The sequence below is a fragment of the Micromonospora pisi genome, from assembly GCF_003633685.1.
Taxonomy (GTDB): Bacteria; Actinomycetota; Actinomycetes; order Mycobacteriales; family Micromonosporaceae; genus Micromonospora_G; species Micromonospora_G pisi.
In genome coordinates this window covers 3,148,290-3,170,040 of the sequence record NZ_RBKT01000001.1, presented here as the reverse complement: position 1 = coordinate 3,170,040, position 21,751 = coordinate 3,148,290, and the positions used below count along the sequence as shown (strand labels likewise).

The window sequence follows — 21,751 nt, the reverse complement described above, 5'->3', positions numbered from 1 at the left end:
CGTCACGACATCATCCCTGGGTGACCTGGACAAACGTCAGATTTGCCGGGTGGGAGGGCGACCGTCCTGGATCACGGCGGGTAGTCAGACGGATGGCTCCGGGGAGTCGTCCGTGACCTCGGGTAGCCCTTCCAAGGTCCGGTCTGGTGATGCTGCGGCGGATCAGCGGCCACCGGGTGAACCCGTGATCGGTGGTGCCGGTGTCGGGCAGGGACGCGACGGCCCAGTCGTACAGGCGTGGGCCTTTGACACCGTCGCCGCAGCTACGTCGTTTCCACGCCAGGGCCGGGGCCCGGGCGGCGAGGAAGTCCGCGCGGGCGCTGCCCGTGTCGGTGGAAACCCTCTGGCTGTGTGGTACGGCCAGGACGTAACCGACCTTGCGTTCCTGCAGCCAGAGCCGGAATTTCGAGTCCTGCCCGTATGCCTCGTCGGCGGTGACCCACCGGTGATCGAGGCCTCAAATGCTATGCCCGGCCCGGGTCGGCCGGGTCCACTCCGGCGATGAGGGCGAGATTCGCTGCCGGCACGTTCAACTCCCGCGCCAGTTGGTCGATCAGCGCCCGTTCGGGAACCAGGGCTCCGCGACGGAGTTTCATGATCGTCGAGTCGGCTCGCCCGGCCCGCCAGGCCACCTCTCGCAACGACAGGCCGCGCATCTCCACCAGCATCTGGAACACGGCGCCGAACGGGTGCGGCTCCGGTTCCCCCGCCGGCGCGACCGCCGGTCCGATGACCGTGTCCCCGACCTTCATCTGCCAACGGAGGAGCCGGTCTTCCAGGAGCCTCACCCGCGCAGAGAACGACTGAACCTCGCCGGCGTCGCCGCCGAGGGAACCCCGCACGGTCACCTCGACCACCTGCACCTCCCCGGGCGGAAGGGCCAGAGCTGAAGAACTCTTACGCACTTCTGCCACCTCGGCTACCCGCCAGGCGCGATTCCACCACGGCAGCTCGCCCAGCAGCGTGTCAAGGAACATCGCCAGGACCGACCGGTCGACAGCCAGCTTGTCGGGAGGAGCATCGCGCGCCCTATCGGTAAGCGCCTTAATTACGGCGGCACTCAGAGGATGATTCGGTAGCTTATGTCCTTTGTGGGTGTGGCCTGACGCATAAACATGAGCCGTGGTCGTAACCGGTGAGGTTGTGGCTGCGTTGGGTTGATCATGGGTGAGCGGGCGGCGTATCCGAGTGACCTGACCGACGAGCAGTGGGCGGTGGTCGGACCGTTCCTGCAGGCGTGGAAGACAAGGCATCCGTCGGTGTCGGGGCATCGGGGCCGCTATGAGTTGCGGGAGATCGTGAACGCGATCTTCTACCAGAACCGGACTGGTTGTCAGTGGGCGTACCTGCCGCACGATCTGCCGCCGAGGTCCGCGACGTACTACTACTTCGCGTTGTGGCGTGACGACGGCACCGACCAGGTGATTCATGATCTGTTGCGCTGTCAGGCGCGGGAGAGGGCCGGCCGGGCGGAGGATCCGACCGCGGTGGTGTTGGACACCCAGTCGATCCGGGCGGCCAACCACGTCCCGGCCGCGACGACCGGTAAGGACGCTGCGAAGAAGGTGCCGGGCCGTAAACGTGGCCTTGCTGTTGACGCCCTGGGGTTGATCATCGCGGTGGTGGTCACCGCCGCGTCGGTCACCGACAACACGATCGGCGTGAAACTGCTGGACAAAGTCGTGGCTCACACGCCGACGGTGACCAAGGCATGGGTGGACGCCGGGTTCAAAGACGACGTGGCGATCCACGGCGCGGTCCGCGGTATCGACGTCGAGCAGGTCAGACGGTCCGACACGACGGCCGGGTTCGTGCCGGTCAAGCGCCGGTGGGTGGTCGAGCAGACCAACGGCACGTTGATGCTGCACCGCCGCCTGGTCCGCGAGTACGAGAGCCGCCCTGCCTCGGCGGTGTCTCGAACCTGGTGGGCGTCCACGGCGAACCTGGTCCGCCGGCTGACCGGCACCAACACCCCGTCCTGGCGCGACCCAGGCCACCAGCGGTGACCCAGCCACCGCTGCTGGACCTGCTCACCGAACGCGAAACCGCCGCCCGTGCCGCCGCGGAACGACTTCGGGAGCAGATCGCCTCACTCAGCGACCAGCTCACCACGGCCGAGACCGAACTGGCCGAACTCGCCATCACCCGCAAGACCCTGCTCAGCCTGACCGGCCACACCGACACGACGGCACCCGCTGACGCGACCGTCGCCAGCCCGGCCTACCAGCAGATTCTCGCCGTGTTCCACACCGCCACCAGTCCGATGCGTGCCAAGGACATCTGCCACGCCCTCGGCACCGGCGTCACCGCCAAGGACACCGAGGGTCTCCGAGCCAAGCTCAAACGCCTCGTCGCCCGCCAGATCCTGACCGAGCCCGAGGCCGGCCTGTTCACTCTCGCCCCGCCACCGCCGTCCGCGTAGTCCCACGAACAGGGCCTCTAACCTACGGCCAAACCCACAACGGACATACGCTCCCGAATCACCCTCTCAGACGTTCCACACTCACCTCCGTCATCTCGGTGGCCGGAACGGGCGGACTGAAGCCCATCCCCAGCCGCGCGCACGCCCGTTCCGTCGATCCACGTGGCCAACGCAGGGAAGCCGTAGGACCTCGGCGGTGCGACCAGGGAACCGTCATCGGCTCGCCGTGCATCGAGGGTGCCGCCGTGGTTGGCCGGAACCACCATGGCGGGGCCGACCATGCCGAGACAGGCGATCAGATAGTCGCTTTCACCGTTCGTCCAAACCGTCCGCCATCGGCTCGCCATTACCTCAGTCCTCGTCGTCCTCGCAGAGCGTCGCGCCCTTATACGTCGCGGACCCGCTGTAACCGGCCGCCGCGAACGCACGCTTGGAGATCCCTTCAAGCATCTCGTCGTCGTCTCCGTAGTCCTGCGGCTGATAGTGGCCGGACCACCGGTTGAACTCCACGACCTTCCCGTCCTCGACCTTCAGACCCCCGCCATGAGCACACCGTCGGGTACCTTCTGGCTGTCCCATCCCGCGATGCTCGTGTGACCGGGGCTGACCCCTTTGTCATTGATCCTCACAGCGTGCCGGCGCGACGGAGGACGCCCGAGCCGGTGACATCACCTCGGTGGCCGGAAACGGGCGACATGAGGGCCGTACCCGACGATGAGATCTCCGCCCGGGGCGACGGCGAGGCTCGCGGCCTTGGTCGGCAGTCGCAGAGCAGGGCAGAGTTCGTCGCCGGATTCGAGGTCGACCAGCGACACCGTGCCGTCGGCCCGGGCCATGTAGACCGCAGGCCAGTCCGCGACCGCCACCGAGGTGATCACCTCACCGGTGACATCGGGGCCGAGCCGCTGGCCGGTCAGGTCGCGAGCCCACGCGGTTCGCCAGGCATTCCATGGTTCCGCGTAGCTGCCGCAGACCAGACGGTCGCCGTCCATCGCGGCGACGAAGCCGCCGGCAAGACCTGGCAGCGGCTCGGGCGCCGCGAGGTCCTCCAGCCGGAACAGCTCCGGGTGCGCGCTGGGCGACGTAGTGATCGCGATCGGCTCCCGGCCGAACGAGCCGATCACGACCCGCGATGTTTCCCGATGCTTGACCACCTTGTCGATGACCGCGCCGTCGGTGGTCCGGCGGATCTCGAGCGTGCCGCGATTGATCACGACCAGGACCTGTTCGCCGCGGACCACGGCCGGGTCGACGTGCTTCACCTGCGCAACGTTCATGTCGATCGCCGGTGGGATCTCCTTCCGGGCGTCGAGGTCCCACCGCTGCAACCACCGGTACGACGCCCACCCAGAACCCGCGCCGGTCGCCGCCCGCACAATCGGGCCGTCCCTCCAGGCCGCCAGCGCAACGATGCCCCTGATACCGCTGATACCGGTGTACGTCGGCGGAGCGACCAGGGAGCCATCATCGGCCCGCCGCGCCTCGAGCGCGCCGCCGTGGTCGGCCGAAACCACCACGCCGGGGCCCGCCATGCCGAGACGGACGATCAGATCGTCGCTCTCACCGGTCGCCCAGACCGTACGCCATCGGCTCGCCATTACCTCAGTCCTCGCACAGCGACTCGCCCTTGTAAGTCGCGAACCAGCCGTAACCGGCCGCCGCGAACGCACGCTTCGAGATCTCTTCAAGCATCTCGTCGTCATCTCCGTAATCCTGCGGCTGATAGTGGCCGGACCACCGGTTGAACTCGACGATTTTTCCGTCGGAAACCTTGATACCTCCCGCCATGAGCACACCGTTCGGCTTGTCCTGACTGTCCCGTCCTGCGATGCTCGTGTGACCCGACCAGATGCTCCGGTCCCACAGAGCTTCGAGAATGCCGTCGGAGACCGACCTGACCTCGTCATTCGGCATGATCACGAAGTGGTGGCAGCCGTCGGCGAGTGGCCCTCGCCCGTCTTTGCTCCGCCGGACGATCGAAGGATCAGGCAGCTCATCCTGCTCGTCGGGATTCGGAACGCGGAGCGGGAATCGAGCGTCGTAGGCGTTCTTCCAGATGATCTCTTCGCAGTCGCTGTTGTGGACCAGGATCGAGGCGGTCCCGGCGACCACGTAGAAGGTGTGCAGGTCGGCGACGGTGAGGTTGTGGACGCGGGTCTGCGCGTCGTGGTGTCGCACCGCGGTGATCTGGACATGGGTGCCGGCGCCGGTGCGTAGCCACTGCGCAGGCGCCAGCCGTTCGGCGTCGACCCACTGCGACAGCTCCGGGACCCAGAACGGGTGGTTGTGAGTGGCGGTGATCGTGGTGGCGCCGACGGTGATGTCGACGAGCTTCTTGTCGCCGTCGCCGACGATGGTGGCGGTTACCGGTTTGGCGACGGTGACACCGGTGATCGGATCGGTGGCTCGCACCAGGTCGCCGACCGCCACCTTCTCGATGGGCCGGCTGGTACCGTCCGCGAGCAGCACCGGGGTGCCGCTCAGGAAGCTGTTGCTTCGGGCGCGGACATCGCACTCGTCGTCGCGGTCCTTTTTCTTCTTGTTGCGCCGGGCGATGTCGCGCAGCGTGTCCCGCCGCTTCTTCGCGTCCTTGACCTTTTCGAGGAACGCGATCAGCTTGGGTACGAGCTGGACGAGTTTGTAGCCGGCGCGGATCGCCTTGATCCCGCCGAGCAGGCCGACCAGGCTCCACAGGCAGGCCACGACGTTGCCGTCGCGGATGCAGGACACGATGTCCCCGACGCCGGACAGGTCCAGGAACAGGTCCCACGCCTCGGCCTTGATGAAGTCCAGGATGCTCATCCCGGCCTCCTGCTCGGCCTGGCGCAGTTGCTCCAGTTCGTCCGGCGTCAGGTATTGCAGCAGGTCGGCCTCGGTCGCGTCCGGGGGGATGTTGGCTGCGGCGTCGGCCAGTTCCTGCGCGGCGCGCTGCCGTGCGGCTTCCTCCGCCCGGTCGGCGGCCTTCTGCGCGTCGATGGCGTGCTGGAGCGCGTTGGCGGCCGCGGTGGCGGCGCTGTCCGCCGCCTGTTGCGCCTCGTCGGCCGCCTGCTGGGCGGCGGCAGCGTCGGCCTCGGCCCGGTCGGCGGCGGCCTGAGCGGCGGCAGCGTCGGCCTCGGCGCTGTTGGCGGCCTGATTGGCCTGGCTGGCGGCCTGCTGGGCCTGCTGTGCGTTGCGCCCGGCGATCGCGGCGTCCTCGGCGGCCTCGTTGGCCGCCTTGCGAGCGGCGGCAGCGTCAACGCTTGCCTGGGCGTCGGCGCTGGCCGCACCGGCTGCGGCGGTACGCGCCGCCGCGGCGTCGGCTGCGGCCTGCGCCGCCGCCCGCTTCGCCTCGGCCACGGAGGTGGCGGCCGCGGCGGCCGAACGAGCGGCCTGCGCCGCTGCGGTGTAGGCCGGCCTGACCTCTTCGGCGGCACGAGCCGCCGCCGCTTCGGCGTTCTCGGCAGCGGTGATCGCCTCACTGGCGCGAGCGGCCGCCGCGTCGGCCTGCTCCTGACCGATGCTCAGGGCCTGCTGGGCGACCAGTTGGGTGAAGTCGGCGTCGATGTCGGCGCCGGTGAACGGGCTGACCATGCCGATGGCGGTGTTGGCCGGCTCGGCGATGCCCGCCGCCGACTGCCGGGCCGCAGCCGCCGCATTGATCGCGATCTCAGCCTGTGCAGCGGCGGCCACAGCCTCCGTCAAGGCAGCCTGCGCCTCATCACGCGTGCGGTCCGCCACCCACAGCGACTTCACGGACTCGTCGGCGGCCTGCCCGGCCAAAGCCTGGGCAGTGTCCGCGGCTTCAGCGGCCTTGGTCTCCTCAGCGGTCGCCTGCGCCGCCTCCGCGTCAGCCCGTGCCCGCGCCGCATGCGTGGCCTGCGCGCTTGACTCAGCCTTGTCCGCTGCCGAGTCCGCGGCGACCGCCGCCGCACGCGACTGCTGGCTAGCGGCCCGGGCGAGGTTGGCCGCACTCTGCGCCTGTGTGCTGGCAGCACGGGCGTTGGCAGCGGCACCGGTGGCGGTGTTCGCCTGAGCGCGGGCTGCCCGCGCTGCCGAGCTTGCTATGCCGGCCTGCCGGTCGGCCTCGTCGGCCTGAGCCTGGGCTTCCTGGCGTTCGGCTTCGGTCTCAACCGACGCCGCGGCGGCCCGCATCGCCTGGGCCCTCGCCCTGGCGGTCTGCTCCGCGCGCTCCGCGGCCATGGCGTCGTCGCGCGCCTGCCGCGCGACGCCTTCCTGGTCCCACGCCCGCTGTTCGGCTGCGCGAGCGGTCGCCTCCGCCGATTCAGCCTTCGACCGGGCCTGATCCGCGATGGCCGCCTGCGTATCCGCGGCCGAGCGGGCATTACGCGCGATGGCAGCCTGCTGCTCCGCCTCGACCCGGTACCGGTCGGCGTTGGCCCGCTCCGCCTCGGCGATCTGACGCTGCCGCTTCGCCTCGCCCGCCTGCGCCTCGGCCGCCTGCCGCTGCTGACGAGTCTTCGCCGCCTCCGCCCAAGCCTTGGCCTCGGCGGCTTGCGCCTGTTCCTTAGCGGTCTTGGCGCGTGCGGCGGCGGTGGTTGCCGCAGCAGCCTCCACGGCTGTTGCCGCAGCCAACTTCGCCGCCGCCGCAGCGTGCTCCTGCGCGTGCTGGCGCCACTGCACCGCCTGCCGCTCGCGGGCCTCAGCCTGCGCCTGTGCCCCTTGCGCGTTGTTGGTGGCGATCGTGGCGTCGACCGCATGAGCGGCGGTCGTCGTAGCGCCGACAGCCGCCTGGGAAGCTTGGCTCATCCCCTCCGCGATATCAGCCCACTCCACGCCGTACGTGAGCCCCGTCTCCTGCAGGACCTGCGCCGCCGAACGAGACGCGGCCGCCGCGGCCTGGGCCTGCTGGGCAGCCAGCCGGACACCGTCCAACTCGGTGGCGATCAGCGCCTTGTCGATAGCCAGATCGCCGGCCTTGCTCGCAACCGTGCCAGGCCCGGCGAGAACCCGCTGACTATGCCGGGCAGCATTGGCAGCACTCGCCATCGCGTTCGCGGCCCGCTGCAACGCCCGGACCCCGTTACCGTGCGCGACCATCATCTGCGCCCGCGCCTCGGACGCCCGCCTGGCGCGCTGCGCCAGATCAGAAAGCTCCTCCGCCGCCTTGTTCCGCGCCTCAAGATCCGCCAGGTACTGCTCCCGTGCGGCGGAGTCGGCCCTCGCCGCCGCCGCATAACCGGTAGCGAAGAACGCGGCCACCGCCGCGTCATCGCCGGCCAGCGCCTGCTGGGCGGCAGCCTTCACCTGCGTACCCGACGGCGCCGCCGCCGCGAACACCCGCAACCGCTCCCGCAACGCCGCAGCCCGCTCCCGCGAGTCACCGGCCGCCTTGTCGTCACGGGCACGGGCGATGTCGGCACCGTAAGCCAGAAACGCCTTCCGGTCCTCATCGGTGCCGGCCAGCACCCGCTGCACCTCGGCGTTGAAATAGCCACCAGGCACACCGGTGCCCACCATCGCCCTGACCCTCGCCAGCCGGTCCGCAGCTTCCAGACGCTTACGCTCACGCACCTGCTGGTCGATCACCGGCATATCCATCAACGCGAACTGGCGGATCGCTGCCGCGTCCCCGGTCGCCAGCACCTTCAACGCGGCGTCACGGATCTCCGGCTCCTCGGTCAGCTCCGCAAGATCAGTCACCGCCTGCACCCAGCGCTCATTGCTGGTCACCACACCCGCGGTGCCGTTCCACTCCTCGGTTACCAACGGCGGAACCGGAATCGGGGGCAGGTTCTCGGCCTGCGCACTCGGCCGTGGGGTAGCCGGGGTGGCCGCAGCCGGTGGTGCGTGCAAATTAGTGACGATCATCACTGCAGTGACGATCAATGCCAAAAACGCGCGTACTCCAGCCAAGTTCTTCTTCACGCGATACCTGCCCATGCGTCAGCGCCGGCGCGTTTGCCAGCGCCGGAAAGCGAGAAAGGGACGAATCGAGCCGTGCGGCCAGTGCCGGTAATAGACGTCAGATTGTCAGGAAGTCATGTCTCGCTCGCCGGCCAGCGCCATTTCGTAGAGAGAAGTCCAGTACGCGGCCTGCCTCGTGGCGTTAACGTGCTCGTTGGTCCACTGCTGACCGTTGGCTTGCGCGCTGACCGTGATGGACTCCCAGTTCGGGTTGTCCGCGGCCGCCGCTGCGGCCAGCGCCACCTGTTGCCAGTTCGCCGCCTGCCGCTCGGCAACCTCGACGGCGGTGTCCCAGGTGGACCTGGCCGGCTCGGCCTGCGCTCCGAGCGTGCGCCAGGCGCGGGCGGCGGTCTCTCGAGCCAGCTCGCGTGCTTCGCCCTCGGCAGCGAGCGCCGCCGCGTGCGCGGCCTGCGCGTCGGCCAGCAAAGTCTTGATCTTGGAGCGCCAGATCATGTCGTTGTTGGCGCATTGCGTCTGATGGGTCTGCAGGTCCACGGAGGCCGCGGCGGCCCAGTCGTAGGCGTAGAACTCCACCACATCGGCGTCGGTGGCCTCGGCGCGTAGCGCGAGCCCGGCCGCGGCTCGAACCTGCGCGCCGGGATCGTGCTCGCGCAGTTGAACGACGAAGTCACGATCGGCCTGCAGTAGGCCGGCAGCATGATCGCCAGAGGCTTCTCGGGCGATCCGGTCGCGTTCCTTTGCGGCCGCGTAGCCGGTCCGGGCGAAGGTGTCCAGCGCGGTAGTGCCGCTATTGATCGCATATTGGGCGGCCGCGTGCACCTCCGGCGAGAACTCCGCGGGGTGGGTGGCCACGATCCGCTTGGCGAAGTCGAGGTTGCGCGCGGCGAGTTCCTGTGAACGGCTGACCGCGTACGGGAACCCCGAGGTAAAGAACCGGTCGATGGCAGCGGGAACATTACTGCTGGTCAAAGCGTTCCAAGCGGCCGTCCGCACCAGCGCACGCGGGTCGTAGAGAGCCAGGAAGCGCACGAAAAGACGATCTTCCTCGGCTTGGTCAAAAGCCGCACTCGCCATCGCGGTTGAGTCCCGCGCGGTCGCCCATGCTGGCACAGCGACGCCGCCGAGCAAGCCCAGTGCCACCAGCAAAACAGCAAGCATCGCCGCGGACCGCGTCCGCACACGCCTATTCATTTGGCCAACCCCCGTGGCAGCAGAAGCGACACCGTAGATCGATGACCGCCGAACGCGAGAGATTCGTACCACGAATCCACACCGGACACAACCGTGTGCCGTGGAACCCTAAATCATAGAGAAATGCGCATATGACAGGCCGTAGATGTAGCTTGCCGTCGATGCAACTCGCGGGCTAGCCTGCCCTAGCCACCATTCGGGACTCGGCAATCCGTGGCATGCCATCACAGCGTCGGACATTCATCCGCCCACCACGCGAGACGGCATCGTTTCTATTCACCGAAAACGGGGATCGCATTGAAGACAGCACACCGGCGTCCGCATGCCCTGCGCGTCCTGCTCACCACCGCCACCACCACCGTAGGCTTGATCGCACTCCTCGCCGGGCCAGCAGCCGCCGCCCCCGCACCCACCCCTTCACCAACATCCGCCAAGCCCGCGCCTGCCCCGGCAGCTCCGCCTGCCATCAGGCCGCCCACCTCCGCCCCGCCGCCGATGTCCACGGGGGCCAAGGCGAAAGCCGCGCAGCCGATGGCCCAGTCCACCAGGGCCGCCCTCACCGGCGCGGCCGCGGAGGCCGCCGCCACCGACGACGGCCTGCCAACCGACGAGCTGGCCAAGGTCCGGGCCGCCCGCGAGATCGGCATCGAACCCGAGCCCTGGGTGCTCGGCCAGACCGACCGCAACTTCGTCTTCTGGATCTGGCAGCAATCCGCCGCCTACCCGCTGGTCCGCACCGCCGCCGAACTGACGCTCTCCACCGACATCGCCACCGTCGACGCCGCCTGCAAGCAATTCATCCTGCACGGCATCTTCGATGCCAAAATCGCCGATGACGCGAAGAAGATCAGCGACGAGGCCGCCGCCCGCGCCGCCCGCGACCTCAAGCGTGCCGCCTACGCCGCGGCCGGCCTGACCCTCGACACCGAAGGCCGCATGCTCCTACTCTCCGAACGCGACGCGGTCATCGAGATCTGGAGCAGGGCCACTGGGGCCCGCGTCAAGGCCGCCGCAGCCGCGGTCATCAACGGCACCCCCGCCCAGCAGCACGCGTTCCTCGCCACCGGCGTCAAGACCGCCGCCGAACAAGACGTGCAGGACGCGATCGCCGCAGCCGAGGCCGCCGGCGCCGCCGAACAGGCCCGCCTGGCGCGCCGAGGCGCCATGACCGCTGCCGCCGCCATCATCGGCGTCGTCGCCGACGAGGGCAAGCTCGCCATGACCGACGACAACTTCACCCGCTGGGTGTGGCAGGTCGTCGACACCGACCCGAACCGTATCGAGATCAGCGCGGCCGCCGAAACCGCGCTGCGCAGCAGCAACCCGGCCGACTGGCGGGCATTCATCGACACCGGCATGCGCGAAGCCGACCGCCGAGACCTCGACCGAGAGCTGGCCGAAGCCGAGGCCGCACACCGCCAGAGCGCGAACAACATCAAGACCAAGGCGGCCGCCGACGGCGAGGACAACCTCGTCACCGCCGCCACCCAAGCACTGGCCGGCGACGTGGACGCCGTCCGGAACTTCTTGACGACCGGCCGCTACCAGGTGCCGCCAGACTCCACCAACCGGCCCAGCGCCAAGTCATGGCAGTGGACCAACCTGAACTCCGGCAAATGCCTGGCCGCCGAGGGCGACAGCGTCACCAACGGCAAGGCCGTGGTGCAGGCAAACTGCGCCGACAACGTCAAGCAACGCTGGCTGGCGATGCGAATCTATGGCACCACTGATATCTACCGCATCATCAACGCCTTGGACCGCACGAAGTGCGTCAGCCTCGCCAGCCCTGCGACGGGCGTCGGCATCAAATTCGTCATCCGCACCTGCGACGGCCAGACCGACCAGAACTTCCGGTACACCAAGCTGGCTGGCGGTGACAATTACGTCTGGACCAACGCGTTCGGCAGCCGGGCGATCGCCATCATCGGCGGGAGCAAGGACGCCGGCGCCGGTGCCGTCACTGGATCTCCTCTTGTCACCCCCGATCAGCTGTTCTACCCGACCAACACCGAGTTGGAGGCCGGCGCGGAACTCTCCGACGCCAAAGCGCTCCACTCGCACCTCGGTCATACGCTGCGACTCCAAAGTGACGGCAAGCTTGTCGTCTCGAAGGGACCCAAGGCCGTCTGGGCGCCCGCGGTCTCCAACGGCGCGCGCCTCGCCAACCAGCGCGACGGCAATCTCGTCCTCTACAGTGCAGACGGCACACCGGTGTGGGCGTCCGGAACCCACGGGAATGGGCCGAGCAGCCTGAAGCTGCAAAAGGACGGGAATCTCGTCCTCTACCGAAACGACAGCGGCAATGCCACCTGGTCCACCGACCTCTTTGACATGACCGTCGTCAGTCATTTGAACGGCAAGTGCCTCACCGTGCCGGACGGCAGGTTCGACGATGCCGTGCAACTGGAGATGCGGACCTGCACCGGCAGCCCTTCCCAGCAATTCATGTGGGTGCCAGGTGACAACTTCGTCAGTTTCAACGGCAAGTGTATTGACGTGTGGGGCAGCAATCCGGCCGACGGCACACCAATCGTGCTCTACACCTGTAACGGTACGGGGGCGCAACGATTCGGTGGGGATTTATTTGATCCCATAATGGTAAATTTCCAGACTGGTAAGTGCATTACCGTCGCGTACAACAATGCAGCGGACGGAGCCAAGGTTCACCAATGGCTCTGCGACCGGGGAGCGAGCCAGTTCTGGAGATTTGTTTTTCATTCCCCGCCACGTGCGTGACACGGCTACCCGTGCAACCAGCCCATAGACGCACATGATCCCAACGGTCGCCGCGCGATGAGCTCGCGCGGCGACCGTTGCGCATCCCGACGGCGAGCAACGCCGAAGGGCTGGCCCTAACGACCTCGTGCACGGTTGCGAGTCCTTGAGCATCGATGATCGTTAGCCTGATCATGGTTGGCGCGATGATCAGGAGGAACCGGCGGATGACGGGTCTGTCCCTGCAGGTGATCGAGAGCCTGGTCACTGAGCTGGCGCCACGGTGGCAGGCCCGTCACCGCGACCGCCTCGCCGCACGGGCCCGTTGTCGTGCCATCGGCGGCGGGGCGAAGCGCCGGTTCGGAAGACACCCCAGTCCTTCGTCGCCGCCTGCGACAAGTTCGTCTACACCGACAACCTCTCCTACGACCACCCCGTCGCACCGGCCGAGGCCACCCTCGTCAAACCCCGAACCCCCACCCGCGCCGCGCAGCTCAAGAACGACACCGCCCTCGTGATGCTGCTGCGCGACACCGTGGAAGCCGCCTCCGGCGACGACGGCTGGGCCCACCTCGCCGCCGTCGGGCATATCCTGACCAAGCGGCGACCCGACTTCGATTCCCGCACCTACGGATACGCCAAGCTCACCGACCTGGTCACGGCGACCACCTTGTTCGAGGTCGAGCGCCGCCTCCCCGGCGGCGGGAAGCCCGCCGTCGTCTACATCCGCGACCAGCGCCGGCCCACACCCGAACGAGCCATCCCGGCCTCCGGCCGTCGCGCTGTGGTCGGCACTGACATCGCCCCCGACATCTGACCTGGATCAGCCGACCGACCGCCGAATTGGGTGTGCGTGTCAACCTGGTGTTGGTGCTGGACGAGTCTGGTCGGACGAATAGTTTCGGAGGCAGGGCGCTCTTCGGCACCCACGCCGACCCGTCCCTCAAGATCAGATCGAGTTACTGGGGACACCGCGGCCAAATTCGATCTTGTAGAACGGCCGCGACCCACCGCGCGGTGATGTCGGCCAACGCCTGCAACGCCGCCGTCATTGCCTCCGGGCTGGCGTTGCATGCGTCGTTGATGATGGTGATCCCGTCCGCTCTGGTCGTGACCTGCATCCGGCCCGGCGAGAGTGCCTCGGCCCGGGACAGCGCCTCCGCCACGTCCCCGATCCGATGACCGCACCCGAGCGCCTTGGTCTGCCTGACGTATCGGGAGATCGCTCTTTCGGGAACTGGATCAGACGGGCGCCCTGCTGGTGGGCTTGGCGCATCAGGGCGCATATGGCTGTGCCGTTGACCGCCGGTCGCAGGAGATGTAGCTCTGCGCTACCGCGATCCTGATGATGTTCACCGCGAGAGACTACTGATGGTGTCTGACCCTTCTCTGCGCGTGAGTGGCGTCTGTTCTTTGGCCTCGTTCTGGCGTTATCGTCGGCGGGCGCCCGGCGATTGGAAGAGGTGATTCGGTGCGACGACGCCAGATGCTCGCCGGCCTGGCTGCTACCGCCACCACGGTCGGCTGGCCCGACCCAGCCCTCGCCGACCCTGTATCCGCCCCCGACATCGGCGCACTTGCCCTCCTGGACGCTGACATCACGAACGCCGTCCCTGAATCCACGGCCCGGCTGACTCGTGCCCTGACCCGTGCCTGGACCGTCTACGCCGATACCCGGTACGACGAACTCTGCTCGCAACTGCCGGCCATCATGGGTGCGGCCGAGGCGAGTTGGGCGCAGGCCGCCGCTGGTCGTGACGGGCTTGCCGCGATCCTTGCCGGCAGCTACCAACTGGCCTCCGAACTGTCCATCAAACTGGGCAACGATCCGGTCGCTCGGGTCCTCGCCGATCGGGCGTTGACCGTCGCAAACGCCAGCGGCGATGCGACCATGATTGCCGCCGCGTCGCGTTCCGTTGCGATCGCGATGCGGCGCTCTGGCCAACACGAAGACGCCGTCGCGTTGTTGATCGCCGCCGCCCAGGACCTTGATGCCGATACCGTCCGGGCCGGCCCGGACGTGGTTGCCGCGTACGGGTCGCTGCTCTGTACGGCGGCCTACAGCAGCGCCCAGCACGGCAACGGGAGTCGGGCTCTGCACCTCCTGGGGCAAGCCACCGAGGCCGCCCGGCGGCTGGACCACACCCGATCCCAGGGCGGTCTGCGGTTCAACGCGACCAATGTCGCCATCTACAAGATCGGCGTGTTCACGGCGCTCGGTGAGTCCGCCGCTGCCCTTCACCACGCCAGCAGCGTCCGCCCCGAGCTGCTGCCGAATGCTGAACGCCGCGCCCGCTACTGCATCGACACCGCCCGGGCGTGGGCGTCGCATGGCAAACCCGACCGGGCACACCAGGCCTTACGGGTTGCCGCACAGCACGCGCCACAGGAGCTACGCCGCCCCTCCGTCCGTGCCCTGACTTCCACCCTGACCGGGGCACTCACGAGGAGGTCATAGCTGATCCCGGGCTGAGTCGGGCAGCGCAATGCCGTGGGTGCGCCAGATCAGAGGTGTACCTGTAGCAGGCGCTGATGAACGTGCCCAGGCGGGCCTGCTGTCCAACCACGTGGATGGGAGACCTCATCGTGCGGGCGCTGATCGCGACCCCTCGTCTGGAACTGCGTCCGTTCCGTGTGGCGGACGCCGATGAGCTGCACACCATTTTCAGCGACCCCGAGACACACACCATCGGCGATGGCCCCTTCACCTCGACCGAACAAACTCGTGCCTGGATCCGTCGGCGGGTCCAGGTCGCGGAAGAAACCGGACTGCTCTGGTACGCCGTACGCGCGCGACCCAACGGCGACCTGCTGGGCAACTGCGGCCTGTTCTTCGGCCGGATCGGGCAGATCGAGCCGGAGATCGGCTACGAGATCAGGCACTCGCACCAGGGCCAGGGGTTCGCCAGGGAGGCAGCCCAGGCTGTACTGGACGAGGGACTGGCAGCCGCTGTCCCTCGCGTCTGGGCAACGATCCGACCGTACAACGTCGCGTCGCTCCGTATCGCGGCCAAGATCGGCATGAGTGAGCGGTACACCAAGGTCGACGCCCGTGGACCGCTCATCTACCTCGCGCGTCCCTGAGCATCGGACCGTGCGAGGGGGCGGGCGGCGGAACCGGTGTTTGCGGAAGCTGAGGTCGGTCCCGCCACCAGCCGACCACGTACTACCCACACGCAGGCGAGTGAGAACGCTTTCAGACCAGGTGACGAACCATGTGATCAATTACCAGAGGTCGAGGTGTTCGAGTATTTGGGCAGCTCGGGGTAGGGGCGGTGTGGGTTGCCCGGTGACGATGTTGGCAGGCAGGGTGACGTCGTGGCGCAGGCGGATGATGTCGCGCCATGCGAGGACCTGGTCCCATTGCTCAAGTACCTTCCCGCAGCGAGGGGTATCGAGCTGGGGTGAAGAGGGCAGATCTTCGAGGTGCAGACCGCCGGACAGCAGGGCGGCCGCGGTCTTGGGGCCGATACTTCTGATGCCGGGGATGTTGTCGGCGGGGTCTCCGGTCAGGGCCCGGTAGTCGGGCCACTGACGGGGCAGTACGCCGAATCGCTGCCGCACGTCAGCACCGGTGAGTTCGGCCCGCGTCGGGGTGAGAATCGTGACGGTGTCGTCGAGGAGCTGGTAGAAGTCCCGGTCGCCGGAGAAGCAGATGACGCGGCGCCCCTGCCTGGTGGCGGCGCTGATCGCGGTGGCGAGTACGTCGTCGCCTTCGTGGTTGTCGAGTTCGGCCCATCTCACGCCGGCGGCGCTGAGCGCTTGTTTCACGGCCGGGAGGGATTTGATCGGGGTGTGATCGGCCGTCGCACGGTTGGCCTTGTAGGTCGACTCGGCACGGACACGATCCGCCGTGCCGAACTCTCCGTCGAAGACGACGACCATTTCGCTGTCGGGTGCGTGCAGGTGGTGGGCTTTCCGAGCGAGGGCGAGGAAGCCGAACACGCCGGTCAGGTCGCGGGTACGGTCGCGGCTCATGATCCGGGCCGGGAAACCGAACCAGGCGCGGTAGAGCAGATGGTGTCCGTCGACGGCGAACAGCGGAGTCACAGAGGGCCTCCCAGGCGCGGGTAGTTTGCCTGTGACCGTGGCAGCGGGTGCTCGTCGCCGAACTCTAAGAAGAGTACCGGCCGAACGGCGCAGGTCAGAGAACCAACGCGAGGTGTTGGCCAAGTCTGAACAAGGTCCGGTGCTCGACACGGTGTACCCGGTTTTGAAGCCGAGGCTTCCTCGGGTCGATCGGGCTGGGTCGGGTAGGGGGAAGATACGGACGCGGTGCCGGGACGGGACCGCGCGGCGGCACTAGCCTTTCTTCGGTGGGTGGTCTGCGGCCTGAGTGGCGCGACGAGACGTGCGGGGTATGCCCGGCCCAGATGCTCGGACCGGGCGATTTCGACGTGGTTGCAGGTCCGGGCTGGGAGTACGCCTACGACGCGACCATTGGGTGGCGAGTCGGCCCATCCGGGACGGCGGTGTGCGTGCACCCGTTTCGGGTGGGACTGCCGCCGGGCCGGTACGCCTCGGCCGGGGATCCGCTACCGGGTCGGAGCATGCCGCCACCGTTGCCGTCGCCGGAGTCGCTGGAGCTACCCGAGGATCTCGTCGATCTGGAGGGCTGGCTGGTAGCGACTCTGCGCGTCGCGCAGCCCGAGCAGATACACGGCGCGGTAGCGCGCGCGGAGCGGGTTGCCGCACAGCGGTTCCCGCCTGGCGCGGTTGTTGCCGCTTTACGTCGAGTGCTGTCCGTCGAGTTGGCCCGCCAGTAGGCGGCGGCACGTTACCAGCTGACTTCGATGCCGGGCTCGAGCTGCGGGAGTTCCAGGGGTGGTTCGAAGGCGGGTTGGTGTCGGGTGGCCGGACGCGTTGTTGCTGGGGGCGGTGGCGGCGTGGGGGTGTTGATGGGTGGTGGGGTGAGGTGCCCGCGGTTGATGAGTTCGGTTTGTAGGTGGGTGGCGTAGGTGGGTGTGGTGAGGAGGGTGTCGGCGTCGCCGTGGCGGGGGCCGAGCCAGTCGTCGCCGAGCCGGGCGGCGACTGCGGTGGTGATGTTGTCGCGGTCGGTGTCGGGTAGGGCGAGGTAGGTGTCAGTGGTGATGCGGACGGTGATGGGGTCTGCCGGGGTGTCGTGCGGGTGGCGGGCGGCGAGTACGGCGTCGACGGCGTGGAGGTATGCCTGGTGCCCGGAGTGGTGCGCGGGAATGTACGCGCCGAGTGGTTGGGTGGGGTCGTCGAGGGTGATCTGGTGCTGGTCGCGGTAGGCGGCCACGGTCGACGCGTGCCGCATCCACTCGGTGAGGGTGCGAGCGTCGGTTGGAGTTTCGCCTAGTCCGGCGAGCCAAGCGGGCCGGTGGGCCATCGTGTCCATGGTCAGGTTGTGGACGCGTTCGTTGATGAGCTGGTTGATGTCGTTGAGGTAGGTGTCCCATTCCGGGTTGGTGGTCTGCGGGGTGGACTCGATCCACGGCAGCGGCCCGGTCGCGGGAATCGGTCGGGTGAGGTGTTGGAGTTGGTGGCGTATGCCGTCGAGGTCGCTGCCGGGGCGTGCGGCGGCGAGGAGATGGTCGGCGGGGTGTCCGTGCTTCTCGGCGGCTTTCAGGGTCCAGGCGAGGGTGCGCCAGGCGTCGGTGGTGCCGGGTTGTGCTGCTGGTGGTGGGGTGGTGTCGAGGTGGTGGTTGAGGCGCCAGGCGAGGACTTCGGACAGGGACCGGGCGTCGTGGAGCGGTCGGGAGACGACGGCGGTGGCCACGGCGGTGAGGGGGTCGTGGCCGGCGTGTTCGGCGCGTCGGATCGCGTTACGTAGCGCTGGCCAAGCCGCCTCCTCTGCGGCGCGGGAGGCATCGTGGTCGCCGAGGACGGTGGCGAGGAGTTGCTGGTGATCGGTGACCGTGGTGGTCGGTTCGGTGTGTAGGAGGCGGGGTGGCCGGGTGCCGTCGACCGGGTCTATGGGGTCGGTGGTGCGCAGGACGGTTCGGAGGAGGGCGGCGTAGCGGGTGGTGTCCGCGACGGTCGGCTGGGACAGCGCCGGGGCGGGGCGGCGGCCGTCGGTGTGGTCGTTGATGCGCCAGGCGAGGAGTTGCGCGGGGGATTCGGCGGCGGCGAGGGTGCCACGGCGGGCGGTCGCGGCGAGGACCTGCGGCAGGTCCCACCCCTGTGCTTCCGCGGTGCGTAGTGCGCGGACCACGGCCGGCCAGGCTGGGTCTCGGTGCAGGCCGTTGCCGTCCGGACCGAGCGTGCTGGTGACGAGGGTCCGCAGACGGTTGGTGTCGGCGATTTCGTTGGCGTAGCGCAGGCGCGGGACGAGCGTAGCGAGACTGAGCGCCTCCTCCTTCGCGCGAATGATCGCTTCGGTCGCGGACGGTTGCGCACCCTCTGTCGCAAGGACGGTTTCCAGGATCTCTCTGGCGTCGCGGGCGTGCCGGTCGTAGACGGTTCGGTCCATTCGGGCGTCTTCGTCGAGGGGCAGGATGCGGTGGGTGACGGCGTAGAGGGTGGTGTGGTGGCGGGCGCGGGTGGCGGCGACGTAGAGGCTTTCGCGGGTCATGTCGTCGGTGACCAGGGCGTGCGCGGTGTCGACGGTTGAGCCCTGGGCGCGGTGGGTGGTGGTGGCGTAGAGCAGTTCGACGTGGGTTGACACATAGGCGGCGGGCAGGGTGAGGGTGCCGCCGTGACCGAGGTGTTGGACCTTCAGGGAGCCGTCGCGGTGGCGGGCGGTGACGGTCCAGGCGTCGCCGTTACGGACCCAGTCCTTGCCCTGGTTGCAGGTCATCTTCCGGTCGTTGCCGCGGGTGACGATCCAGTCCCCGCGCCCGGCGAGGTTCCCGTCGTGCAGGGTCACACCTTCGGTTTCGACCTGCCCGGCGGCGACGCGGTCGGCTCGGGCCCGCGCGGACAGGGCGGTGACTCCCGTGGTGGTGGATGACGACATGAGGGTTTTGAGCCCTTGGGTCATGTCGGTGTGCCAGGCGTTGTACGCCTGCTCGATCATCGCTTCGGCGGAGCCGCCTCGGATCCGGTTGTGGGCTTGGTAGTAGTCGATGGCTGTGGTGTCGCCGTCACGGAGCCGGCGGGTGGCGTCGGCTTCGGCGGCGCTGGTGAACCGGTGTAGATGGGTGAGTTCGACCGCGCCGGCTTCGGTGGCGAGCAGGCGCAGGGCGCCGCCGGACTCGACCGCCGAGAGTTGCCGGTAGTCGCCGAGCAGCCGGATTACCGCACCGTGGCGGGTGGCGATGTCGCGCAGGGTGTCGAGGTTGCGGGTGCCGGCCAGGCCGGCTTCGTCGACGAGGATCACGTCACCGGGCCGGATGTGGAAAAAGGCTTTCTGTGTTGGCAGTGTGCCGTCGGGGTGTGGTGTGGGTTGGCCGTGGGTGAGGTGTTCGTAGACGAACTTGTGCAGGTTCTCGGCCGGGACACCAAGGTCCGTGGAGAGTACGGCTGCCGCTGCGGCGGAGGTGGCGAGGGGGATGAGCCGCTGGCCGTGGGCGGCGAGGACGTGTTGGTAGGCGTGCATGGTGGTGGTCTTGCCGGCACCGGCGGGGCCGAGACCGACGGTGATGAGGCGGGGGTCGGTGGCGAACGCGACCACCATGGCCCGCTGACCGGGGTCGAGTGTCTTGCCGAACGCGGACTCGTAGTTGCCGAGGGTCGTGTGCACCGCGAGGGGTGCGCAGCTGTGGATGGTGGGGGTGTGCGCGGCGTTGAGGAGGCGTTGTTCGGCGTCGAGGATTTCCTGGCTGGTGTATCGCATCGCCGTGTGTTGGACGAACACCGACGTCCCGTCCGGGCGCCGTAACGCGGCCGGTTCGATCAGGTTGGGCTGGGCGGTGACGGGCACGCACAACGACTCGACCGCGTCTCCGACAACCCGGTTTAGCAGCGCCGTACGGTCGTCGGTGGATCCGAACCGGATGCCTTTCGGGAACAGCATGTGTGGAGGTTCTCGGAGCAGCCGGTCGGCTTCGGCGCGCAGGTTCCATACCGTCCAGGTCGACCGGGATGCCTCTGCCCGGCCCACGGCGAGTGACGCCAGGGCGCTGATCTGGGTTGTGGATAGTTCTGTGGAAAACGTTTCACGTACCTGGTCGGGTCGGGACGCGGCGACCGTCTTCACGAGATGGCGTAGTGCGGTGCGGCCGTGGGTGAGTGTGAGGCGCTCGGCCCATTCGGCCCGGAGCCCGGCCAGTGATCGGGGTTTGGGTTTGGGTCCTCGGGTGTCGAGGTTGGCTTGCCCGGCGAGCCGGAACGCGGCCTGGTTGTCCGGGTCGTGGCCGTGGGCGCGGCGGAAGTCGACGATGAGTTGTTCGTAGCGGGCCTCGATGTGCGAGCGCCGCGACGAGAACGTCTTCACGAACTCCAGGGGCATGCCGGCGACTTCCCGCACGGGGTGTCGTTTGGTGGCGGTGTCGGGGCGGACCTCGAAGTCGACGCCGAGGTGCTGGGTGGCGAGGGTTTCGATGGTGGAGTTGTAGTGTTCCGACGCGGCGACCGCGATGCGGTAGAGGGCGCGGCCGTCGAGGCTGCGCCACTTCCCGTCCTCGCCCCGGATTTTGTTGCTGATCGGGACGTGGGTGTGCAGGTTCGGGTCGCCGTCGCGGGAGTCGTAGTGGTCGAACACCGCGTAGATCAGTCCGTGGGTGCCGATTTGCGCCTGCCCGACGTCACCGACCCGGGTGAACGCGGCATGCTCGTCGAGTAGAGCGAGGGCCGAGTCGCGGGCCTGCTCATGCGCGGCCCGGACCGCGTCGCGGACCCACTGCCGCTCATCGAGGGCCCAGAGTAGGACGAGGGACTTGACCGGGGTGAACACCAGGTCGTAGCCGGCGACACCGCCACGGGCGCGGCGGGCTTCCTCCATACGAATCTTGCCGACCTCGGCCTGCGTCGGCTCCCTACTGGCCTCCGTCCGAATGACCGCGAGGCGCTCGTCCACGCGGGTGTCGAAGGCGTCGAGGGTCTTGTAAACCGGGAACCTCCGACCGAGGGTGGCGTGCCGGATCGCCTGCTGCGTCAGGGCGGCGAGCTGTGTTTCGGTCATCCCGGCGCGGGTGTGCTCGGCCAGGTAGGCGGCGATGATTCGGTCGGCGTCGGGGTGCATGCCTTGCCCGAACAGGTGCCTCATCTGCTGCTCGGTGACCTGGCCGGTCAGCCCGAGCTGGGTCAGGCCGCGTCCGCCCCACCGGCCGGGCGGGTTGCCGTTGGCGGTGTAGTAGTCGGCCGCGCTCTGTCCGGGTTCGCGGTCGCGGTCCCCGCCGACGACGTGCCGGGTGAGGTAGGTGTAGCCGTCGGCGACGGACAACTTGTGCAACGTCATCATCGCGGCAACACCTCCCCACGGCTGTTATCCGGTGTCCGCGAATTCCGCTGTCCGCCGACGCGGTTGTGCCTATTGGCGTGTGTGTGAAATGGGGACGGTAGCCGCCGGAGGCGATCCATGACAAGAGCATCTGCAAGAGGTGTGTGGGAGTTCTCTTTTAGGGTGTGGTCTTGGTGTTTTGGCTGGTGGAAGGGTTGTGGTGTGGGGGTTTCGGGGGTTTTGGCTTTCGGTTGTTTTTAGTTGCCTTGATG

15 protein-coding genes are annotated in these 21,751 nt (G+C 68.3%); 7 read left to right on the top strand and 8 right to left on the bottom strand.

The window, feature by feature from the left end:
- Nucleotides 1-464 precede the first annotated feature (464 nt).
- Nucleotides 465-977, bottom strand: coding sequence for a helix-turn-helix domain-containing protein (locus BDK92_RS38990; protein ID WP_170208572.1), 513 nt, complete (start codon nucleotides 975-977; stop codon nucleotides 465-467).
- Between the two features lie 186 nt (nucleotides 978-1,163).
- Between BDK92_RS38990 and BDK92_RS13120 the strand changes: the two genes are divergently transcribed.
- Nucleotides 1,164-2,006, top strand: coding sequence for an IS5 family transposase (locus BDK92_RS13120; RefSeq protein WP_121156970.1), 843 nt, complete (start codon nucleotides 1,164-1,166; stop codon nucleotides 2,004-2,006).
- Nucleotides 2,003-2,422, top strand: coding sequence for a hypothetical protein (locus BDK92_RS13115; protein WP_121156969.1), 420 nt, complete (start codon nucleotides 2,003-2,005; stop codon nucleotides 2,420-2,422). Before BDK92_RS13120 ends, BDK92_RS13115 begins: the two co-directional genes overlap by 4 nt.
- A gap of 351 nt (nucleotides 2,423-2,773) precedes the next feature.
- On the opposite strand, the gene BDK92_RS38985 is transcribed toward BDK92_RS13115, so the two are convergent.
- The 4 genes from BDK92_RS38985 to BDK92_RS13100 form a co-directional block, all read right to left on the bottom strand.
- Nucleotides 2,774-2,932: a hypothetical protein gene (locus tag BDK92_RS38985; protein WP_170208571.1), complete on the bottom strand. Its 159-nt coding sequence runs from the start codon at nucleotides 2,930-2,932 to the stop codon at nucleotides 2,774-2,776.
- A 158-nt stretch (nucleotides 2,933-3,090) separates the two neighbouring features.
- Nucleotides 3,091-4,020 carry a hypothetical protein gene (locus tag BDK92_RS13110; protein ID WP_121156968.1) on the bottom strand — a complete coding sequence of 310 codons (930 nt, stop codon included), beginning with the start codon at nucleotides 4,018-4,020 and terminating at the stop codon, nucleotides 3,091-3,093.
- Between the two features lie 4 nt (nucleotides 4,021-4,024).
- Nucleotides 4,025-8,287, bottom strand: a complete 4,263-nt coding sequence (locus tag BDK92_RS40780) for a polymorphic toxin-type HINT domain-containing protein (RefSeq protein ID WP_147456984.1) — start codon at nucleotides 8,285-8,287, stop codon at nucleotides 4,025-4,027.
- Between the two features lie 105 nt (nucleotides 8,288-8,392).
- On the bottom strand, nucleotides 8,393-9,433 hold the full coding sequence (locus BDK92_RS13100; protein ID WP_147456983.1) for a hypothetical protein: 1,041 nt from the start codon (nucleotides 9,431-9,433) through the stop codon (nucleotides 8,393-8,395).
- Nucleotides 9,434-10,009: 576 nt separating this feature from the next.
- On the opposite strand from BDK92_RS13100, the gene BDK92_RS13090 reads away from it, so the two are divergent.
- Nucleotides 10,010-12,214, top strand: a complete 2,205-nt coding sequence (locus tag BDK92_RS13090; protein WP_121156964.1) for an RICIN domain-containing protein — start codon at nucleotides 10,010-10,012, stop codon at nucleotides 12,212-12,214.
- A 304-nt stretch (nucleotides 12,215-12,518) separates the two neighbouring features.
- Nucleotides 12,519-13,010: an OST-HTH/LOTUS domain-containing protein gene (locus BDK92_RS13080; protein WP_246017003.1), complete on the top strand. Its 492-nt coding sequence runs from the start codon at nucleotides 12,519-12,521 to the stop codon at nucleotides 13,008-13,010.
- Nucleotides 13,011-13,152: 142 nt separating this feature from the next.
- On the opposite strand, the gene BDK92_RS40265 is transcribed toward BDK92_RS13080, so the two are convergent.
- Nucleotides 13,153-13,359 (bottom strand): glutamate ligase domain-containing protein, encoded by a 207-nt coding sequence (locus BDK92_RS40265; protein ID WP_246017002.1) that lies wholly within the window; start codon nucleotides 13,357-13,359, stop codon nucleotides 13,153-13,155.
- 305 nt (nucleotides 13,360-13,664) lie between these two features.
- Between BDK92_RS40265 and BDK92_RS13070 the strand changes: the two genes are divergently transcribed.
- Together BDK92_RS13070 and BDK92_RS13065 are read left to right on the top strand one after the other, a co-directional pair.
- Nucleotides 13,665-14,651 (top strand): XRE family transcriptional regulator, encoded by a 987-nt coding sequence (locus BDK92_RS13070; protein WP_147456981.1) that lies wholly within the window; start codon nucleotides 13,665-13,667, stop codon nucleotides 14,649-14,651.
- Nucleotides 14,652-14,764: 113 nt separating this feature from the next.
- Nucleotides 14,765-15,277 (top strand): GNAT family N-acetyltransferase, encoded by a 513-nt coding sequence (locus tag BDK92_RS13065; protein WP_170208569.1) that lies wholly within the window; start codon nucleotides 14,765-14,767, stop codon nucleotides 15,275-15,277.
- Between the two features lie 141 nt (nucleotides 15,278-15,418).
- Here BDK92_RS13065 and BDK92_RS13060 read toward each other — a convergent pair whose 3' ends face one another.
- On the bottom strand, nucleotides 15,419-16,243 hold the full coding sequence (locus BDK92_RS13060) for a 5'-3' exonuclease (protein ID WP_211349198.1): 825 nt from the start codon (nucleotides 16,241-16,243) through the stop codon (nucleotides 15,419-15,421).
- 443 nt (nucleotides 16,244-16,686) lie between these two features.
- On the opposite strand from BDK92_RS13060, the gene BDK92_RS40260 reads away from it, so the two are divergent.
- The gene (locus tag BDK92_RS40260; protein WP_246017000.1) at nucleotides 16,687-16,959 is read left to right on the top strand and encodes a hypothetical protein; all 273 of its coding nucleotides are present in this window, start codon (nucleotides 16,687-16,689) and stop codon (nucleotides 16,957-16,959) included.
- Nucleotides 16,960-16,970: 11 nt separating this feature from the next.
- On the opposite strand, the gene mobF is transcribed toward BDK92_RS40260, so the two are convergent.
- Nucleotides 16,971-21,500: a MobF family relaxase gene (mobF, locus tag BDK92_RS13050; protein WP_121156958.1), complete on the bottom strand. Its 4,530-nt coding sequence runs from the start codon at nucleotides 21,498-21,500 to the stop codon at nucleotides 16,971-16,973.
- Nucleotides 21,501-21,751: the final 251 nt, after the last annotated feature.